This is a genomic window from Tessaracoccus antarcticus (assembly GCF_003688855.1).
In the GTDB taxonomy this organism is placed as follows: domain Bacteria; phylum Actinomycetota; class Actinomycetes; order Propionibacteriales; family Propionibacteriaceae; genus Arachnia; species Arachnia antarctica.
This window is the reverse complement of record NZ_REFW01000001.1, coordinates 1,414,678-1,431,698: the sequence shown is the minus strand read 5'-3', so window position 1 is coordinate 1,431,698 and position 17,021 is coordinate 1,414,678. Positions and strand designations below refer to the sequence as shown.

General features: G+C 63.8%; 20 protein-coding genes and 1 tRNA gene. 8 read left to right on the top strand and 13 right to left on the bottom strand.

The features are described from left to right. Nucleotides 1-305: 305 nt before the first annotated feature. Nucleotides 306-641, bottom strand: coding sequence for a hypothetical protein (locus tag EAX62_RS06265; protein WP_121900715.1), 336 nt, complete (start codon nucleotides 639-641; stop codon nucleotides 306-308). A 120-nt stretch (nucleotides 642-761) separates the two neighbouring features. Here EAX62_RS06265 and EAX62_RS06260 point away from each other — a divergent pair, with 120 nt between their 5' ends. After that, the gene (locus EAX62_RS06260; RefSeq protein ID WP_121900714.1) at nucleotides 762-1,697 is read left to right on the top strand and encodes an aldo/keto reductase; all 936 of its coding nucleotides are present in this window, start codon (nucleotides 762-764) and stop codon (nucleotides 1,695-1,697) included. Nucleotides 1,698-2,011: 314 nt separating this feature from the next. Here the strand turns inward: EAX62_RS06260 and EAX62_RS06255 are convergent, their stop codons facing one another. Then, a complete protein-coding gene (locus tag EAX62_RS06255; protein WP_121900713.1) occupies nucleotides 2,012-2,659 on the bottom strand; it encodes a response regulator in 648 nt (215 codons plus the stop codon). Beyond that, nucleotides 2,656-3,801, bottom strand: a complete 1,146-nt coding sequence (locus EAX62_RS06250) for a sensor histidine kinase (RefSeq protein WP_121901055.1) — start codon at nucleotides 3,799-3,801, stop codon at nucleotides 2,656-2,658. The genes EAX62_RS06255 and EAX62_RS06250 overlap by 4 nt, the downstream gene beginning before the upstream one ends. Before the next feature lie 162 nt (nucleotides 3,802-3,963). On the opposite strand from EAX62_RS06250, the gene EAX62_RS06245 reads away from it, so the two are divergent. Beyond that, the gene (locus EAX62_RS06245; protein WP_121900712.1) at nucleotides 3,964-4,518 is read left to right on the top strand and encodes a DUF6326 family protein; all 555 of its coding nucleotides are present in this window, start codon (nucleotides 3,964-3,966) and stop codon (nucleotides 4,516-4,518) included. 57 nt (nucleotides 4,519-4,575) lie between these two features. On the opposite strand, the gene EAX62_RS06240 is transcribed toward EAX62_RS06245, so the two are convergent. The 3 genes from EAX62_RS06240 to EAX62_RS06230 all read right to left on the bottom strand — a co-directional run bounded on the left by EAX62_RS06240 (nucleotide 4,576) and on the right by EAX62_RS06230 (nucleotide 6,997). Beyond that, complete coding sequence (locus tag EAX62_RS06240) at nucleotides 4,576-5,322, bottom strand: phosphotransferase (RefSeq protein ID WP_121900711.1); 747 nt, start codon at nucleotides 5,320-5,322, stop codon at nucleotides 4,576-4,578. Nucleotides 5,323-5,512: 190 nt separating this feature from the next. Continuing rightward, nucleotides 5,513-5,749 carry a hypothetical protein gene (locus tag EAX62_RS06235; protein WP_121900710.1) on the bottom strand — a complete coding sequence of 79 codons (237 nt, stop codon included), beginning with the start codon at nucleotides 5,747-5,749 and terminating at the stop codon, nucleotides 5,513-5,515. A gap of 378 nt (nucleotides 5,750-6,127) precedes the next feature. Continuing rightward, nucleotides 6,128-6,997, bottom strand: coding sequence for a class I SAM-dependent methyltransferase (locus EAX62_RS06230; protein ID WP_121901054.1), 870 nt, complete (start codon nucleotides 6,995-6,997; stop codon nucleotides 6,128-6,130). Between the two features lie 228 nt (nucleotides 6,998-7,225). Here EAX62_RS06230 and EAX62_RS06225 point away from each other — a divergent pair, with 228 nt between their 5' ends. Next, on the top strand, nucleotides 7,226-7,747 hold the full coding sequence (locus tag EAX62_RS06225) for a TIGR03086 family metal-binding protein (RefSeq protein ID WP_158600573.1): 522 nt from the start codon (nucleotides 7,226-7,228) through the stop codon (nucleotides 7,745-7,747). A gap of 55 nt (nucleotides 7,748-7,802) precedes the next feature. Here the strand turns inward: EAX62_RS06225 and EAX62_RS06220 are convergent, their stop codons facing one another. Then, complete coding sequence (locus EAX62_RS06220) at nucleotides 7,803-8,261, bottom strand: HIT family protein (RefSeq protein WP_121900708.1); 459 nt, start codon at nucleotides 8,259-8,261, stop codon at nucleotides 7,803-7,805. A gap of 290 nt (nucleotides 8,262-8,551) precedes the next feature. Between EAX62_RS06220 and EAX62_RS06215 the strand changes: the two genes are divergently transcribed. After that, on the top strand, nucleotides 8,552-8,758 hold the full coding sequence (locus tag EAX62_RS06215; RefSeq protein ID WP_121900707.1) for a DUF4177 domain-containing protein: 207 nt from the start codon (nucleotides 8,552-8,554) through the stop codon (nucleotides 8,756-8,758). 268 nt (nucleotides 8,759-9,026) lie between these two features. Continuing rightward, nucleotides 9,027-9,644 (top strand): M23 family metallopeptidase, encoded by a 618-nt coding sequence (locus tag EAX62_RS06210; RefSeq protein ID WP_199711133.1) that lies wholly within the window; start codon nucleotides 9,027-9,029, stop codon nucleotides 9,642-9,644. A gap of 62 nt (nucleotides 9,645-9,706) precedes the next feature. Here the strand turns inward: EAX62_RS06210 and EAX62_RS16670 are convergent, their stop codons facing one another. Further along, nucleotides 9,707-9,853 carry a hypothetical protein gene (locus EAX62_RS16670; protein WP_158600572.1) on the bottom strand — a complete coding sequence of 49 codons (147 nt, stop codon included), beginning with the start codon at nucleotides 9,851-9,853 and terminating at the stop codon, nucleotides 9,707-9,709. Between the two features lie 269 nt (nucleotides 9,854-10,122). After that, entirely contained in the window at nucleotides 10,123-10,659 is a 537-nt protein-coding gene (locus tag EAX62_RS06205) for a DinB family protein (protein WP_121901053.1), read from the bottom strand. A 252-nt stretch (nucleotides 10,660-10,911) separates the two neighbouring features. Here EAX62_RS06205 and EAX62_RS06200 point away from each other — a divergent pair, with 252 nt between their 5' ends. Then, the gene (locus tag EAX62_RS06200) at nucleotides 10,912-11,157 is read left to right on the top strand and encodes a hypothetical protein (protein WP_121901052.1); all 246 of its coding nucleotides are present in this window, start codon (nucleotides 10,912-10,914) and stop codon (nucleotides 11,155-11,157) included. Between the two features lie 448 nt (nucleotides 11,158-11,605). Here the strand turns inward: EAX62_RS06200 and arr are convergent, their stop codons facing one another. The 3 genes from arr to EAX62_RS06190 form a co-directional block, all read right to left on the bottom strand. Then, the gene (gene arr, locus EAX62_RS06195) at nucleotides 11,606-12,043 is read right to left on the bottom strand and encodes an NAD(+)--rifampin ADP-ribosyltransferase (RefSeq protein WP_121900705.1); all 438 of its coding nucleotides are present in this window, start codon (nucleotides 12,041-12,043) and stop codon (nucleotides 11,606-11,608) included. A gap of 472 nt (nucleotides 12,044-12,515) precedes the next feature. Beyond that, nucleotides 12,516-12,594: transfer RNA gene (locus EAX62_RS16665), tRNA-Gln, on the bottom strand. 100 nt (nucleotides 12,595-12,694) lie between these two features. Beyond that, nucleotides 12,695-13,258 carry a GNAT family N-acetyltransferase gene (locus tag EAX62_RS06190; RefSeq protein ID WP_158600570.1) on the bottom strand — a complete coding sequence of 188 codons (564 nt, stop codon included), beginning with the start codon at nucleotides 13,256-13,258 and terminating at the stop codon, nucleotides 12,695-12,697. 180 nt (nucleotides 13,259-13,438) lie between these two features. Here EAX62_RS06190 and EAX62_RS06185 point away from each other — a divergent pair, with 180 nt between their 5' ends. Together EAX62_RS06185 and EAX62_RS06180 are read left to right on the top strand one after the other, a co-directional pair. Beyond that, entirely contained in the window at nucleotides 13,439-14,005 is a 567-nt protein-coding gene (locus EAX62_RS06185; RefSeq protein WP_121900704.1) for a DNA-3-methyladenine glycosylase I, read from the top strand. Between the two features lie 49 nt (nucleotides 14,006-14,054). After that, nucleotides 14,055-15,464 carry a hypothetical protein gene (locus tag EAX62_RS06180; RefSeq protein ID WP_121900703.1) on the top strand — a complete coding sequence of 470 codons (1,410 nt, stop codon included), beginning with the start codon at nucleotides 14,055-14,057 and terminating at the stop codon, nucleotides 15,462-15,464. A gap of 581 nt (nucleotides 15,465-16,045) precedes the next feature. Here EAX62_RS06180 and EAX62_RS17375 read toward each other — a convergent pair. Then, nucleotides 16,046-16,888 carry a transglycosylase family protein gene (locus EAX62_RS17375; protein ID WP_121900702.1) on the bottom strand — a complete coding sequence of 281 codons (843 nt, stop codon included), beginning with the start codon at nucleotides 16,886-16,888 and terminating at the stop codon, nucleotides 16,046-16,048. Nucleotides 16,889-17,021: the final 133 nt, after the last annotated feature.

The window sequence follows — 17,021 nt, the reverse complement described above, 5'->3', positions numbered from 1 at the left end:
GCCCCTGGGCGGATCCCCTCCATCACGCGGGAACACGTCGAACCACCTGATTCCCGACCGATCGGTGGGGGCCCCTTCGAGAATTGAGGTGCTGGAGGGCAACGGTGGAGAGAGACGTCGAGCGGGCACGAAACATGTCCAAGGCGTGGAACCAGCACGCGTCCCCGTAACCGATTCTCACGAGATATGGGCCCTGTGGTGCACGTCAGAACCTGTGGCTGAATTCCCCGGTGGTGGAACGCCCAACTCCCGACGCAGACTCATCGCTACCCGACGGGTCGGTCGGGCCATGGGGCGTTCTTCTTTCATGGCGACGGCGGCCGCGGGGTGAGTGTGGATCTGACCATGATGCTTGCAAACACCACCAAGATCGCGAGCACGACCGAGAATGATGCGATCGCGATGCCGAGTCCGGCTTGCGGGTGCACGTAGCAGTCGAAGTTGGTCGCTCCCTCCGGAAAGTACGTACCCTCCGGGCAGTTGGCCAACTCCCGTGTGAACAACATCCATAGACCGTCGATCAGGGCGATCAGGGCGAGGACGAGCCCGATCCCGGTTGCCCAGGAGACGAGTCTTGCGTTCCGGATGGCAAGTAGCGAAGGATCTTGTTGTAAAGGCGACTGGCTCGCATCCTGACTCATGAATCGACACACTAGGGGAAGGGCGCGCTCCGCGCTCACGCAGATCCGCGATTTCGCTCGTCTCGGCGCAACGACGAGAAAGCGCCGCTCCCGCAGGCCCACTAGAACGAAGGAATGACAATGAAGACATTCACGATGCCAGGCACCGACCTGACCGTGCCCGCGGTGGTCACTGGGGTGATGCGGATCCAGGAGAAGAGCGACGCCGAAGTCCGGGCGCTGTTCGACGCGTCTCTGGCTGCCGGGATCACCTTCTTCGACCACGCCGACATCTACGGGGCTGGGGCTGCACACGGCTGCGAGACCCGGTTCGCTGAGGCGTTGCAGCTGACCTCCGCGCAGCGGGACGAGATCGTTCTTCAGACCAAGGCCGGCATCGTGAAGGACGGACCCTACTTCGACTTCTCATACGAGCACATCATCGAAGCAGTTAACGGGTCCCTGGCCGCGTTGCGCACGGACCACATCGACATCCTGTTGCTGCACCGTCCCGACGCGCTCGTCGAGCCGGAGGAAGTGGCCCGCGCCTTCGACGAGCTGTCATCGGCTGGCAAGGTGCGGCATTTTGGGGTTTCCAACCACACCCCGAACCAGATTGAGTTACTGAAGCGCTACGTCAGCCAGCCGCTGGTGGCCAACCAAGTGCAGTTGTCGATCACGCATGCACCGATCATCGCCCAGGGCGTTGCCATGAACATGGTGGGGCTCGAGCAGTCGATCAGCCGCGATCTCGGCATCCTTGACTACTGCCGTGTGCACGACATCACCGTGCAGGCGTGGTCTCCGTTCCAGGCCGGCTTCTTCACCGGCGTATTCCTCAGGAACCCCGACTACCCGGAGTTGAACGCTGTCATCGACCGGCTCGCCTCCAAGTACAGCGTGGAGGCAGAAGCGATCGCCACCGCGTGGATCACCAGGCACCCGGCGCAGCTACAGGTGGTTCTGGGCACAACGAACCCTGCGAGGATCGCAGCGGCAGCGAAGGGCGCAGACATCGTGCTGACAAGGCCGGAATGGTACGAGCTCTACCGGGCCGCAGGTCACCTCGTCCCCTAGCCGTCATCACTGCCTGAACGAGGCGCACGACGAGTGGCGCGCGGAAACTCACTGCGGACGTGTGGGGATTCAGGATTGCCGTCCGTTTCAGGATTGCAGTAGACCCGGGTCCCCCGAGTCTGGTGGGCCGCGATCACCTTTCGAGGCGGATCAGTGATCCTGGCTGCAGCGGATCCATGGATGCTGGCGTTGGTCTTTCAGCGGGCTGAGGTGCCATCACCCGGTGCGCCGACGCAGTGTCGCGCACAACGGTAGACGCCCAATTGTCACGCTGTGGGCCGCCGCCGTGACGCGGTTGATTGCCTTGTGCGGTCTCAGATGCGGCCGGTCTCGTGGGCCCACATGGCGACCTCGACGCGGTTTCGGGCGCCGAGTTTGCGCATGAGGCTGGCGAGGTGGGCCTTGACGGTGCTTGGGGTGATGTACAGCTCGCTGGCGATCTCGTTGTTGGTGCGGCCTTGGGCGACAGGCACGAGGACTTCCTCCTCGCGGGCGGTGAGGGGTTCCAACGGCTGCCTCGGTGTTGAGGTCTGTGCGTGGGCGAATGCTGCGAGCAGTCGGACAGTCACGCTGGGTGCGATCAGTGCGTCTCCGGCAGCCGCTGCATGGATGGCTTGGGTCAGCAGGGCGGGTCCGGCGTCCTTGAGCAGGAACCCGCGGGCACCGGCTTTGAGTGCTCCGTGGACATACTCGTCGAGGTCGAAGGTGGTGATGACCACGATCGGCAGGGGGTCGGGGACGTCGGGCCCAGCAAGACGTCGGGTGGCTTCGATGCCGTCCATGAGCGGCATCCGGATGTCGAACAGGCCGACGTCAGGGCGCAGTTCAAGCGCGAGACGAACCGCCTCGCGCCCGTCGGCGGCTGCGCCGATGACGTCGATGCCGGGTTGGGCGTCGAGGAGCATCGTCAGTCCGGTGCGCACGATGAGCTGGTCGTCGGCGATGAGGACTCTGATGCTCATCGTGGCCCGCTTCGGGGCAGGATGGCTTCGACTCGCCAGCCCCGCTCGGCGGTGGGGCCGGCGTGGAACGTGCCGCCGAGGAGTGTGGCGCGCTCGCGCATGCCCACCAGTCCGTAGCCGGCCGGGGCGCGACCGCCAGCCGCGGAGGAGCCGTCGTCGTCGACGGTCAGCCGTACCTGGTCAGTGTCTCCTGTCACGGCCACAGTGACGCGAGTGGCGTGGCGAGCGTGGCGTCGAGCGTTGGTGATGGACTCCTGGGCGAGGCGGTAGATCGCGGCCCTGACCGCGGGGCTGAGGTCGTGAAGTTCGCCGGTGAGGGTCACCTCGACGCAGGGGTGCGTTGGTCCATCAGTGGCGAGCTGCTCGACCTCGGCCATGCCGGGTTGCGGCGCGAACTCGGTGTGCTGCGGGGCACGCAGGACGCCGACGATGGCGCGCAACTCGGTGAGGGTGCGGGTCGCTGCATCCTCGATGATGGACAGGGCCTCGATGGCACGCTCGGGATGGGAGGCTGCGACCGCACGGCCTGCTTGAGCCTGAATGGCGATACCCGACACGTGATGGGCGACGGTGTCGTGAAGCTCGCGTGCCAGCTGTTCGCGTTCTCGTGCCTTGGCTTCGTCGATGTCGCGGATGCGGTTCCTTGAGCGATAGCGGGTCGCGGTTCCAAGCGCGGCGGCGCACAAAAAGAACGCGTAGCCAGCAGCTACCTCCGCCGGGCCAGCCGGGTTGGCGACGAGGGTGACGGTCAGCCAGACAAGGATGACACCGAAGCCGCTTGCTGCTTCCCGACCCGAGCCCCACCGGAACAGGGCGTACGTCAGGATCAGGGTGGCCGAGACACTTGAGGGCAGAGCGCCTGAGGTGCCGGTCAGGATTCTGACGACGTCGACCAGGGTCAACGTTCCGAAGGCGACCGCGACCGCGACAAGCGGACGCTCGCGTCTCCACAGAAGGGGACCGAGGACCGCGAGGACCGCGATTAACTGCAGTGAGCGCGGCGCCAGATCCGCACCGAGCACCGCTTCCACCGCGGACCAACCGATCAGTACCGCGACCAGGGCCCAGTCCCGATGCCCCCTGCCCGGGGGGCCCGCAGGTCGGGGTTCGGCCCACAGCGAACGGAGTGCGTCAGTGGCCATCTGATCAGAATATGCAGTGCCGCGTAATCGGCGTAAGAGCCGAAAGTACGAGAGGACGACTGTGCCAACGGCCAGGTCGAAACAGGCTCCGGGGCGGATGTGCCCGCCGCCGGCATCGGTGAAGGTGGAAACACCCATCCCACCAAGGCAAGGAGCAATCTGATGAGAACACCTCACTCAACCACCGCACAGGAGAATCCGCCGTCCCGGAGCACGCTGGAAGGTCTGCGAATGCCCGTGGAGGCCAAGATCGCGGCAGCCTGGACCAGCTTGATGTTCTTCGTCATCTACATCGACTACTTCCATCTCTACCAACCCGGCGTCATCGACCAGGTCCGGGGTGGCGGCATCTTCGAGTTCGACATCACCCCGACGTTGATGACCATATTCGTCGTGGTCATAGGGATCCCGGCACTGATGGTGATGCTCTCCATGACGCTGCCCGCCCGTGTGAATCGGGCCACGAACCTCATCGTGGCATCGCTGTACATCCCCGTCATGGTGTTCAACGCGGCAGGTGCATCCCGGGACTGGGCCTTCTACTACAGCCTCACCATCGGACTCGAGGTGCTCCTTCTCGCCTTCATCCTGCGCTCCGCCTGGACTTGGCCACGCCGCACCGCATCTCCGGCGACCCTGGCAACCAGTCTCGACAGCGAGCCACACCGCGCGCGGGTGTCCGGACTATCTGTCGGATCGACCATCGCGTCACGATGATCATCATCAAGGACCGTGCAGACGCCGCCACCCCAGCCACCACGGCATGCGCGAAGGTCATTCCTGGGCGGCCCCAACCCATATTCCGTGATGCTCAGAGATGAAACGGGAGGTCATGAGCCAGTGATCGCCATGACCTTCGACGTACATCGATCCCCAGGGCTCGACGCCGGCCTCGTGCGAGGTCCGCAGTAGCTCGTACATGGCGAGCGAACGCTCGACCAGGACATCGGGCAGGGCGCGCCGGAGTTCAGGACTCGCGTCGTAGCCGTTCAGGAAGGCCGCGAGGCGCATGGCGCAATCCTGCACCACCGCGTCGGGGAACAAGTGAGCGAAGGAGATGGCCGCGTAAGCGAGGTCCCACACTCGGCTGCTCGGACCGGCTCCATCCCAGTCGATGAATACCAGCCGGTCATCGTCAATGACGAGGTTCCACGTGGCGAGATCGTTGTGGCAGACGAGATCCGGGTGCGCAGCCGGAAGGGTGACGTCCCAGTCACGAGGAACGGAGACCCGACGACTCGCATTATGAATGTCTCTCACCACAGCCCCGACGCGCTGAACGAGTTCAACTGACAGTGGCGCCATCTCGATCCCCAAGGTGCCCGGGACGAAGTCGAGGACGAGTCTGCCGTGCTCGTCTCGCCCGTAGGTGCGCGGGACATCGATCCCCTGCTCGCGGAGAGCGTCCATGTATGCCACCACCCTCGGCGTCGAGGACAGCCAGCGTTTGCGCACCGTCGAACCAACCCGCACTACATCCCCCGATGTGTTGCCGCCCACAAGAGTCTGCTCCGGATCCATGGGTTCGACGCTACAGGCACGCTCCTTCGCCCCTCATACGAGCCAGTCGCCTGTCGCGGAAAAATCGGTCACAGGCATCTCACTGAAGAAAGCGGCGGCATATCGGCAGGCTCGACCGCGAAGCCGACCCGCTGGTAACCGCATCGCACTCGCCCATAGCGGCAGATCTGGGTGTTCAGTTGCGACCGTCTTATCGACGCCTCGGCGTCTCCCCGTTGGCGACCTCCTCGATCCAGGCGACCGCCTCGTCCGAGAGGTCCAGCCCAGCGGGTCCGCTCTGACCGAGCCACCAAGCATCCGGGGTGATCACACCGCCGGCGCCGGTGATCTCCTGAACGAGTTTCGGCGGCACCACATCACCGTTGTTGGCGATCAGGTAGTCGCGGGACTCCGATCGCAACTTCGGCCACCACTCTTCGATGCTCATGCCACAGTGTGAACCCCTTCAGGCCCGGTGCACCAGCCCCATGAAGTGGAGACCTGCACCCTTCGTTCGAGTCCGATTGAACCGCAGGACGTGCGCGCATCAAGTTGGAGGCCGGCGAAATCCACATAAATCCGTCTCGTGAAGAGGTCTACGTGGAGATCGCACTCCTCCAGTTGGCGCCAGGACCGGAAGACTCCGCGCCTCGTGAATGGATGTGCTGGCGGCCCGGCGAAGAGTCGTTCGAGCACTTGACCTAGCAGACGGCGGCAGATCCGATCGTCTGCTAGTACCGCCGGGGCCGTGAGCCTCAGCTCCTGCGGATCACAGCAGGGCTCCCCGAGGCTATTGAGTCGGGTTTGAAACCAGTCGACCTGGAGCTCACGGTTTGCAAGCTAGCAAGGTGAAGCTCGCCGGGAGCCGTTGCGGTCGCTGCGCAAGCCGGTGCTCCCCCGCCTCGTCTTGCACCATGAGCCCTGGCAGTGCGTCCCACGGGACGGAGTCATGTTCCTGCAGAAGCTCCAGGGTGAGCCCGGCGTCAAGCACTGCCATGACGATCTCGCTGAGCGCGTGATTCCATTCCCTCGACACGGGCGAGAGGACCGGCGCCTGCCCTGTGTAGGAGACCTCGTCCGACCACGTCAGACCTTCCTCATTCTCCCAGTAAGGCAGTTCCAAGGCGGGTGTGGCGACACCTGGTCCGGAGATGTCGGGCTGCTGGTCTCGGTCCGGGTGGTGGTCCCGCACGACCAGCCCGATGACGCTATTGAGGACGGGGTGTGCGTCGCGGACACAGAGGCGACCGCCCGGCCGTAGCAACCGCGCCACGGTCTGGCCCCACTTACGAATATCCGGCAACCAGCACAGGGCACCAATACCGGTATAGACGAGGTCAAAGGTGCGCCCACCCAACGCCTCGGGCGCGGAATAGACGTCGGCCTGCACATAGTCGATCTGCGCGCCCGCCCGTTCAGCCAGGACACGTGCATACTCCAGGGACCGGCTCGACAGATCCACCCCCGTCAGGCGCGCGCCCAAACGAGAAAGGCCGATCGTGTCCGTACCCACATGGCACTGCAGATGCAGGGCGTCGAGACCGCGAACGTCCCCGAGCCGGGGTAGGTCAAAACGGACGACCGAAGACAGCCACGCCGGATCATCCAGCACATCCACGTTGTAGCCGCCAGGCCCCATGTGCACCTCCGCCCGCGCATCCCAGTTGGCGGCGTTCACTCCCAGATAATCACTCATGACTGTGATCTTGCCAGCCCTGGCCAGGCCGGTTCCGCGTCTCAGCTTCCCTATACGCTCACTGCGGCACATGAGTGCTTTTGCTCTTGGCGGCTCAGTGACGGGAACGGGGTCGGATGTGCCCGCAAGCGGATCGGTAAACGGCACGCGCTATTCAGCGTTGCATCGGACATACTGGACGTCATGTCGACACCAGCAAGCGAGGCTCCGACGGACCGCTACCGACGCTTGGCCGAACGTTTTACGACGACAGTCGAGGCAGTACCCACCGGAGCGTGGAACAACGCCTCGCCGTGCGAGGGGTGGACTGCCGCCGATGTGCTGGCTCACGTGATCGAAAGCGAGGCAGGCCTGCTGAAGAAGACGGGCAGGGTCGTGTCGGCCGGATCCATGGACCCGGCTGATCCGTTGGGCTCTTGGGTGCATGCTCGGGATGCGGCGCAGGCCGCGCTGGAGGTTCCGAGCTGTTCTGGCTTCGAATACGAGGCCTTTGGCGTGCGCACCACCGTCGGTGCAACCTTCGGCTCCTTCATAAGCGTGGACCTGGTCGTGCACCGTTGGGACATCGCCCACGCCGCCGGGATTGAGGAGACCATCGCAGTCGAGGACATGGCCTTCGTGCGCGCCTTCACTGAAAACATGGGTGACATCGCGCAGACTTCCGGTGCGTTCGGCCCGCGCCTGTCCGTCCCCGAAGACGCCGACGAGCAAACGAAGTTCTTGGCGCTGCTCGGTCGGTCCGCCTGCTGACGCCGCAGGCTTCTGCCTACGGTGGGATCACCGGCAGTCGTGGTGAACGGGTGTATCAACAGCTACCTGCATGCGGGATGGCGTTCCTGATTTCATGCGCGTCGCTTTCAAGAAGCGCCCGCCCGCGTTCCTGCGTCTCGGGATTGATGGTCCAACCGTCTCCTGCGAAACGGGGGATGACATGCAGATGGAAGTGAAAGACGGTCTGGAACGCGACCTCGCCATCACAGACCAGGATATTGATCCCTTCACAGTCCAAACGTGAGCGCCGCAGGGCACGTGCCATCTTATGGCCCACCGACCAAACCTGAGCACTCGTAGCTCCGTCGAGGTCTTCGAGTCCAACGACGTGCTGGCGTGGCACGACGAGGACGTGGCCGGGCGTGACGGGGTATCGGTCCATGAAGGCCACGACGATCTCGTCCTCATAGACCACACTGGCCTCGTGCTGACGGGCCGATATGGCGCAAAAGATACACGTCTGCGCGGCCGGTGACGTCGTGTTTTCACTCATTCCGCAATGATCACAGCTCACCAACACGCGTGTGCCCGATTTTCGCGGTCGGCCAGAGTCTGCGCCTCGAGAATGGATGTACTGGCGGCCCAGCCAAGAGTCGTTCGAGCACTTGGCTTAGCGGACGGGCAGATGCGTATGCCGTCGGCTTCGGGAGGCCTCCACCTTTGAGTGTTGCCATGGACCACGGTGGCAACAGAATCGCGACCTTCGAAACAACGGTACGTGGACCTGACATAGAGTCCGGAGGGGCCTCCGACGCGACGCCCCGCGGAGGCGAGGAGGCCGGAATGGAATACGTGGTAATTCAGGTGACGCTCAAGGAGAAGTTCCTCGGAACAGGTTCGGGAAACCTCTCCGAACTCGAGGGCGTGCTCAACAAGCAGGCCGCGCAGGGGTACCGCCTGCACACGATCTCCACCGCGTCCGCGAAGAGCGGCGGATTCGCTGGTGGTGACCGGATCCAGGCGACGATGGTCTTCGAGAAACTGAGATGAGACGCCGGCCATAATGCGGTTGTTGTGCCGCAGTGTCCTCGACGACTCAACTCGAGAGCGCACTAAATACGGACGTCCAGGCGCCTTGGATGCGGCATAAGAGTGAGTCCAGTGCGATAGGCGGCGACCAACCGCGTCTGCCAAGTGGACCCGCCCCCCTACAGGACCGAGCCCTCCCGAACGTGGCTGGATCGATGAACGGGTGGCCCTCGGGACCGGATAACAGGCCACCATGGGTTGGTCGCGAACCTGGCTTGGAGCCGCTCCCGTGCCCATCACGCTCAACTTGGCCTATCCCTTCAACGGTCGATGGTTGACTCAAAACAGCCCTGCGAACCGGGTCCCGAGCCACGGCACGACGTTGTACGCCTCGACCTTCGCGATTGACTTCGTACCGGTGGACGATTCCGGTCGCACCGCGCCACTCACATTGGCCTCGCTCGTGTATCCCGAACCCGCGGCACGCTTTCCGGGCTTTGGGCGGTCCGTCCTGGCGCCGGTGGACGGCATCATCGTCGCGCTGCACGATTCCGAACCCGATCATGCAGCTTTCCGCGGCTTGCCATCGATCCGCTACGCACTCACCCAGGCACGCCGGGCTGCGGCCGGCTGGCTGGCGCTCGCTGGTAACCACGTGATGATCAGGACCCACAACGGCTCAGTGGTTGCCTTGTGCCACCTCCAGCACCACAGCGTCCGCGTGAGAACCGGTCAACGTGTCGACGCGGGTCAACTGCTCGCGGGCTGCGGCAATACGGGCAACAGTACGGAACCGCACCTTCACCTGCAGGCCATCAGCGGTGTCGACGTGATGAGCGCAAGTGCTCTGTCGATCACCTTTCCCGGCGGCCTGCCGCGGAACGGAACCATCATCGACGCACAATGAACCTCAGCCCATGTGAGAGATGCACCACCCCGCCTGCGGCATGAGCGCGCGTTCGTCGCCCGCTATTCGGGTGCGGGCTGGCTGGTTGGGGTGTTGTTGCGCCAGCTTTCGATGATGGCGGTCGCTGCGGTGTCGATCTGCTCGCTGGTGAGGGATTTGCCCAAGGTGAGTCGCAGAGCGCCGAGGGTGCGGAGGGGATCGATGCCCATGGCGGGCAGGGTGGCAGCCGGGGTGTGGGTGCCGGAGTGACACGCGCTTCCGGTAGAGGCCGCGATCGCGGGTGTGGTGTCGAGGAGGTTCTCCCGAGCCGGTCGGGCAGCGCAATCATGAGGGTGTTGGGCAGACGCCTGGGCCCTCCTCACCCGCACCAGCCCTGGGATGACGTCGGCGAGTTGTCGCCATAGCGCCTCGCGCAGTGCTTGCTGCCGGGCCGGTTCGGCTCGGCATCTCAGATTGAAGTCAGTCGCTCCGCAAGCGGTTACTCACCGACAGCACCATCGATGGCCTCGCGGAGCAGGTCGGCGTGCCCGTTGTGACGCGCGTACTCCTCGATCATGTGCAACAGTATCCAGCGCAGACTAAACGCCTGCCCTGCCTCACGTCGGCTGGTCATGACGGACAGCGTGTCAAGACCGTTCTTTGTCAGCGCGTGGTCAATCGCCGTGTCAGCGGCAGCGCGGGCCGCGCCGAAGATGCGTCTCAGCTCGTCGGGGTCATCCATCGCAGCTGAGGTCAGCTCCCAGTCGTCGTCATGGTCGAAGGCGCCGTCGGGAATCCAGTCGGGCTGGGAGTCGCGTCCTGCTAGGACCCTCGCAAACCACCAATCTTCATTGAAGGCGGCGTGCTTCAGCAACCCGCCGAGCGTCAGGGTTGAGGGCAGGTGGCGACGCGCAAGCTGCTCAGGGTCGAGCCCGTCGGTCTTCACCAGGAGAGTGTCCCGGTGATAGTCGAGGTAGCGGCGCAGTGTATCCGCCTCGGAGCCTGCGAGCGGAGGGTCAATGCGAAGGGCGGACATGTCCCGCACTTTATCGACGATGAGGTTCGGCGTCACCCGTTTTCCCTCCGTCCAGGACACCGCTCAACCCGAGCCGGTGGCGGCTGAGAACAGCTACGGCCACCGGGTGGGGAGCTGCGCGAAAGCCGAAGCGCGACGTCAGGCAGACTCCGGCGGCTTCTAGAACGGCGACGCTCTCATCCGTGCCGGGGCGGTTGAGCGCGTAGATTGCGGCAGTTGCGGACGTTGGCGATTGCTGGCAGGTTCACCCACATGGAGACGACGGTCGTGGATCCTCGTGATCAACGTTGGGAGATCGGGCAACCGACCTACCGCGTGTACTTGCACGCTGTCAACGGCTCGTCAGACGAGCGCGAGCTGACAGGCGGCGATGTTGACGAAGTGATGGCGTGGGCCGAAGTCAACGCAGCCGGGCGCACGTTCGTTCTCTACGCCTGTGTGCCTCATGACGGCGTGGGTTTGGTACGCCTGATGGGCAACGATCCCCACGAGACCTGAGCTCACGTCCCAGTTCTGACGCCCGATCCGCGGCATTCGCGTGCGTTTTGTACTTGAGACCCCATTAGCAGGCAATGCTGGGTACAACAGAACCACAGACGACTGGAGATCCATGCCATCGATTCAGAGCCAACCACCCGCGCTCGAGAGGGCCCTTGCCGCAGCAAGCGGGCTCAAGTCCGGCTCGTGGGAGAGTGTCGAGGCTCTTGCACTGCTTTCACTGGAGTCCAAGGGAACGCAGGAGGCGGTCTCGCTGTTGGAGGCTGCCAGTGGGGCCGCGTCGCGGCTCAAGTCGGGTACTTGGGAGAGCGTTCGTGCTTTGGCGTGGCTCGCTCGTGCTGAGCGCGAGGTCGGTGGACGATAGGGCAGTAGGTATCGCCCGAAGGCCACCGTCCGCACACCCGTCGGCGGAGTCGACGTTCGTCGAACTCATGGCGCTGATGTCGGTTTAGTCCTCGATGACGTCGAGGCCCTGCTCGCCGAGCTGTGCCAAGTGGTCCAGCATGCTTTTCAGTACTTCGGGGGCGTGGCCCTGCCAAGTCTCAAGCTCAGCGAGGACCCGCAGCGAGTGGCGCGTTCGGTAGGACATCGTCGGGTTGCCCGGGAACCGTTTGTTGGTGACGTTCGGGTCGTCCTCGAACGCGCCCAGGGGCTCAACGACGTAGATGCGCCCCCGATCCCCGCTGTTTCCCAACGCGGATGCCAGTTCGGCTCCCCACGCGGCCGTTTCCACGAGCGCGGTGAAGTAGATGTGATTCGACACGCGGCCCCTCTGGAAATTGGAGCCGTACCCGGGAACGAGTTCACAACCGGTCTCCAGCACGGACTTCGTACCGTGATAGAACGGGCCCTCGACGTGGACGCAGTTGTCGTAGGTGACCGCTATGTGGGCGGTGCTGGAGTTCTCGTCGATGGGGGTCGCTCCTTAACAAACATGTCACTTGCAAGTGGCTGACGGCGGCGGGCCCCATGCCCGAACGCACCGCCGCCAACCCATCATGACCCAGGGGGCGAGTCGCGAACCGCAAAGCGCCTGAATCTGTGGCCACCGCCCCAACGGCGGCATGAGAGTGCGGAAAATCTGTACGGCACAACAGAAGTGACCAAGACTTCGACCAACCTGCTCCCTGCTACGCAACTCTCCCGGAGGCCGTTGAGTACTGCCGGAGTTCCCGGCGCTCGCTGGAGCGAAGAATCGCGGAGGGCAAGCTCCCATGCTTCCATCACGGATTCCGCGTGCTCGTCGACTTGAACGAGGTCGACGTCATGCTGCGAGGTGAGCGTCACTGACACGCCTGACAGTGGCACGTATGTTGCACGAAACATCAATGAATTCGTGAAACGCCTAGTCAGAGCGGCTCCCCGGGTAGGAGTCGAACCTACTTCGCTAATCCTGATTCAAAGTCAGGCGGGCCCTGCCGAAAGACCAACCGGGGAACGGTCCGAGCCGGACCTCCGATCAGCTTAGTGCCTTGCTGCGGCGCAGGCCACCGGGGGAAGCCGCGGACCCATGGGACGTGGTCGTGGTGCGCCGATGTCATCCTCGCGGAAGGGCTGCGGCACTGAGGACGTACCGGTCGAGCGGCTCCGACCCCTCCACGACGCACCCTACGTAGGAGAATCCGAGCCGTCGCGCCACCGCAGCCGAGCTGCTGTTCACCGGCGAGCACCGAATGAGGAAAGCCGTCACCGGCTCTTGATCGACAGCGAGGCGCATCGCGAGGCTCACCGCCGCTGTGGCGAAACCTCGCCCGCGCTGGCCACCGTAGAGCGCATACGTCAGGTTCACCTCGCCCGGATCCAGGTAGGGGAGCCCACGTTGAACACCAACGACGCCGACATGCTCACCGGTGTCACACAGCTCAATGGCAAGGTCCACAACCGGCCCGCCATCTCGCCAGGCGCGGGCATTCCGGTTCAACCACGCAAGGTGCTCCTCCACTGTGCTGACTCGTCCCCCGTTGGTCCACTGGTTGACCACGCTGTCGCAGCCGTTGGCATGGGCCGTGAGATCGCCTGGTCGAAGCGGACGGAGACGGACCGTTCCGTCGCCCAGAATCTCATTCGACCCTTTGCCTTCGCCAGAAGACTCTTCGCTCATCGCATCAGCGTAGGAGCCGCGACTGCCGCGCACTCCTCCACAGCAGTGAATAGAGCCATTTTTCCCTTTCCACCGCGGGGATCGGTTTTCCACCATCGTGACTGTGCATGGCGATGGGGGTCCCGGTCGGACCACAATGAGGGTGAACTTGGAGGTCCTATGGGAACTGGTGGAGGTGTGATGACGCGCAATAGGTGCTTCGGCACGGGAGACCCGCTGTACGAGCGCTACCACGATGAGGAGTGGGGCCATCCGGTTGAGGACGCACCGGACGAGCGCGAGTTGTTCGAACGGCTCGCACTGGAGGGATTCCAGGCGGGGCTGAGCTGGATCACCATCCTGAGGAAACGTGAAGCGTTCCGCAAGGCATTCAAGGGGTTCGTGCCAGACAAGGTGGCGAAATTCACGGACGCCGACGTGGAACGTCTCATGGCTGACGAGTCGATCGTCCGCAACCGAGCCAAGATCCTGGCGGCCATCGGCAACGCCCGCGCCCTCGTGGTCATGCACGAGCAGGGGACCCGGCTCGAAGACTTGTTCGCTGAGTACGCTCCCCCACCCACCGACCCGGGAGAACACAGCCCAACGGCACCCGGCAACACCCCCGAATCGACGGCTCTCTCAAAGAGACTAAAAGGTTTGGGCTTCCGTTTCGTGGGCCCCACCACAATGCAGGCCACCATGCAGGCCCTCGGTATTGCCGACGGCCATGCCCCCGGATGCTGGTTAGCTTCCCCTCCGAAATAGGCACGAGGACGGATCATAAAATGTCAGTGCTGGACCGTAGTGTTGACACATGAACAAGGAATTGTGCATTGAGGCAACGACATTGTTGCTGAACGCCGTGACGCAAGAGAAACAAGCACAAGCCGACCAACTGCGTGCCATTGTCTCCCTCGCCCAGAACTACACCGCCACCACCGATTCCATCATCAATGATGAACTCCTGAACGAACTCGTCGAACAAACAACACCGGGCGGGTCCCCCGGAACCGCACCCATCTCCGAATTCGCCGCCATGGAACTCGGACCCCTCCTCGGATGCAGCCCCGCCCGGGCCCGCACCGTCCTGTTTGAGACGTTGAACCTGTACCACCGCCACCCCAGCCTCTGGGCAGCGGTGCAGGACCTCACCCTGGAAGCCCACCGCGCCCGCAAAGCCGCCGGCAAATTCGGTGTCGTGGACCAGGAAGTAGCCGACCGTGTGGGTATGCAGTGGGCGGCCAGGCAGCACCGTCTTTCATGGCAGGGAGCCATCGACTTGTGCGACAAGCTCATCATCGCCGCCGATCCCGTCATCGCCGCAAAGCGTGAGTCTCGGCAGTTGCAGGACCGCAACGCGCGTCTGTGGGAGCCACATGAGGCGACGGTGAACCTGACTGCAAAGCTGGATCTGTTGGATGGGAAGTACGTCAACGCCACGATCACCCAGTTGGCGGTGATTCTCCACGCGAAGCCGGAGTACAGCCGGGTTGCCCTTGATGTGCTGCGGTCGAAGGCGCTGGGGATCATGGCCCACCCGGCCGTGGCTCTGGCCATGCTCCAAGCCGCGTTGCAGCCAGCTATGTTCGGTACAACGGAGTACGACCACACCCACCCCGCCCCCCATGAGGGCAGTGAAGACGATGGGCCCGCAATGGCCTCGGGCCTGCCGGTTGCTCCGGAGACGGGGAGGGTGACATCCGACCCTGCACACTGCACGGGTCATACGTGCGGGACCATCACCATCGACCCCGCCAGGCTGCAGCCCAAGGTGCAGATCTACATCCACCTCCACCCCGACGGCACAGCCACCATCGAGAACACCGCCAGCGTGGCGGTGAAAACGTTGCGGGAATTGCTGGACGGGAAACAGATCCGGGTCACGCCGGTCCTTGATCTGAACTCGATCGCCCCGGAGCACCAGTACCGCCCCTCCCGCAGGATGCGGGAAGCCGCGTGTCTGGTGTTCCCCAAGGAGGCGTTCCCTTTCAGTAACCGCACCAGCCGCGGACTGGACCTCGATCACACCACCGCCTACCAGGCGGCCTGCAGGGACCCGCAAACCCGGATCGGAAACCTCGGCCCGTTCAGCCGGCGACCCCACCGCGGTAAAACCGCCGGATTCTGGACATGTCAACAACCCTGCCCCGGTCAACTCATCTGGACCAGCCCACTGGGATTCCGCTACACCGTCGACAAAAACGGAACTCACCGAATCCAATAACGCGTCGCTGCGCCATTTATCAGCAGCCCGCGTTTCCCGAATGAAGCGCGGGGGATTCAACGAGCAGCAGCTCGCTTTCCTCCTTGGCTACTGCTCAATGAGCACTGCCATGTCCACATTGACCACGTTCCCGCCCAGGGTCTACCCAGTCAATTAGTGTGCCATTTTCGACATACAGTACTCTCTTTCGCGAGGCGCCTATCCTCTCCTCGAAGCGACATACAGGATAACGCGTTCTTCGGCGACCAATTCTCAGCAGCACGACTATTTCGCAGCACGGACGACCGCGTTGGAACGCCGCTGATGATCTCCTCGTAAACCCGCGGGTGAACCACCCTTAGGGAACCCGGTACGGCGCAGGACTCGGGGGCCTCTCACCTCGGGGTTGCGCGGAGTTCGGTGCACACCACCAGTCCCCATCGAACGAGCCATGCTCAGCCCGCCACGACGGAATCCGACCAGTCAGCCTTACGTGGTGGCTGGCGGCCATCCTGGGGCGGGTGCGTGCAGCATGTCGACACGCAGACATGCAGACGGCCCCGCCGAATGGATCGACGGGGCCGGTAAGTGACGCTGCTTGGTCAGGCACAGCTCCAGGGCTGGGTGCCTCGCTTGGCGTAGAGGCGGTTGGCCACCGTGATCTGTTCGGCGCGGCTGGCCTGGTGCGGGTAGGCCGCGAAGTCAGTGCCGCCGACGGAGCGCCACGTCTGCAGGTTGAACTGCAGTCCTCCGTAGTGACCGTTGCCGGTGTTGATGCTCCAGTTGTTGGTGGACTCGCAGCGGGCGATGCGGTCCCACATGGCCTCGCGGGCCAGGTTGAGGGAACCGCTGGAGGCGCGGGCGGCGACGGGCGCCCTGAAGGGCTTCTCCACGGGGACGCCCTTCAGTGCTGGTGCCTTCGGCAGGATTTTCGTCTGCGCAGGCAGGGTGGAGGTGCTGAACTGCACGATGTTGTTGAAGACCCAGGCGCTCTGCGACACGAACTTGCCGCCGGTGCTGACCACGTTGCGGGACAAGACGTAGGAGCGGCAGCCGTTCTTGCCGGTGGCGGCGGTGCCGCACTCGGTCTTCCACTGGTGCCCGTCCTTGGCGGTCCACCGGCCATCCGGGGTGGCCAGAGGGTTGCCCTTCCACGCGCTACGGCTGGAGGGCAGGTACGTCAGGTTGTTGAACACCCAACCGTTGTGGTTGTAGTAGGCGCCGTTGGCCTTGACCACCTTTGTGGCCCAGATTTCCGTGCGGCAGCGCACCACTGATGTGGAATACATCTCGCACGAGGTCTTCCAGTACCGACCATTGACGAGGTGATCGCCCGGCTGGTTGTACACCGTTGGCTCGAGCGCACTGGCGCCCTGCGTCGACACGACACCGAAAACGGCACCGAACAACGCCACGAACATCACTTGCAGCGAACGCTTCAACATCGTCAACCCCCTGGTTCTGGAACGACAAGCAAACTAACATCCAACCCTGTGAAATCCAAAGGATTCCTTCAGCTTCGCTTGAGGGTTGAACCGAGGCTCTGAGCTGGCCAGAAGGCATTTGCAGGACCCGAAC

What these genes read in the sequence shown, in the direction of transcription:
- EAX62_RS06185 (WP_121900704.1), top strand. Translation starts at nt 13,439, where the DNA reads ATGACGCGCAATAGGTGCTTCGGCACGGGAGACCCGCTGTACGAGCGC.
- EAX62_RS06215 (WP_121900707.1), top strand. Translation starts at nt 8,552, where the DNA reads ATGGAATACGTGGTAATTCAGGTGACGCTCAAGGAGAAGTTCCTCGGA.
- EAX62_RS06200 (WP_121901052.1), top strand. Translation starts at nt 10,912, where the DNA reads ATGGAGACGACGGTCGTGGATCCTCGTGATCAACGTTGGGAGATCGGG.
- EAX62_RS06180 (WP_121900703.1), top strand. Translation starts at nt 14,055, where the DNA reads ATGAACAAGGAATTGTGCATTGAGGCAACGACATTGTTGCTGAACGCC.
- EAX62_RS06250 (WP_121901055.1), bottom strand. Translation starts at nt 3,801, where the DNA reads ATGGCCACTGACGCACTCCGTTCGCTGTGGGCCGAACCCCGACCTGCG.
- EAX62_RS06265 (WP_121900715.1), bottom strand. Translation starts at nt 641, where the DNA reads ATGAGTCAGGATGCGAGCCAGTCGCCTTTACAACAAGATCCTTCGCTA.
- EAX62_RS06220 (WP_121900708.1), bottom strand. Translation starts at nt 8,261, where the DNA reads ATGAGTGAAAACACGACGTCACCGGCCGCGCAGACGTGTATCTTTTGC.
- EAX62_RS16670 (WP_158600572.1), bottom strand. Translation starts at nt 9,853, where the DNA reads ATGGGCATCGATCCCCTCCGCACCCTCGGCGCTCTGCGACTCACCTTG.
- EAX62_RS06245 (WP_121900712.1), top strand. Translation starts at nt 3,964, where the DNA reads ATGAGAACACCTCACTCAACCACCGCACAGGAGAATCCGCCGTCCCGG.
- EAX62_RS06230 (WP_121901054.1), bottom strand. Translation starts at nt 6,997, where the DNA reads ATGAGTGATTATCTGGGAGTGAACGCCGCCAACTGGGATGCGCGGGCG.
- EAX62_RS06205 (WP_121901053.1), bottom strand. Translation starts at nt 10,659, where the DNA reads ATGTCCGCCCTTCGCATTGACCCTCCGCTCGCAGGCTCCGAGGCGGAT.
- EAX62_RS06240 (WP_121900711.1), bottom strand. Translation starts at nt 5,322, where the DNA reads ATGGATCCGGAGCAGACTCTTGTGGGCGGCAACACATCGGGGGATGTA.
- EAX62_RS06235 (WP_121900710.1), bottom strand. Translation starts at nt 5,749, where the DNA reads ATGAGCATCGAAGAGTGGTGGCCGAAGTTGCGATCGGAGTCCCGCGAC.
- EAX62_RS06260 (WP_121900714.1), top strand. Translation starts at nt 762, where the DNA reads ATGAAGACATTCACGATGCCAGGCACCGACCTGACCGTGCCCGCGGTG.
- EAX62_RS06255 (WP_121900713.1), bottom strand. Translation starts at nt 2,659, where the DNA reads ATGAGCATCAGAGTCCTCATCGCCGACGACCAGCTCATCGTGCGCACC.
- EAX62_RS06190 (WP_158600570.1), bottom strand. Translation starts at nt 13,258, where the DNA reads ATGAGCGAAGAGTCTTCTGGCGAAGGCAAAGGGTCGAATGAGATTCTG.
- EAX62_RS17375 (WP_121900702.1), bottom strand. Translation starts at nt 16,888, where the DNA reads ATGTTGAAGCGTTCGCTGCAAGTGATGTTCGTGGCGTTGTTCGGTGCC.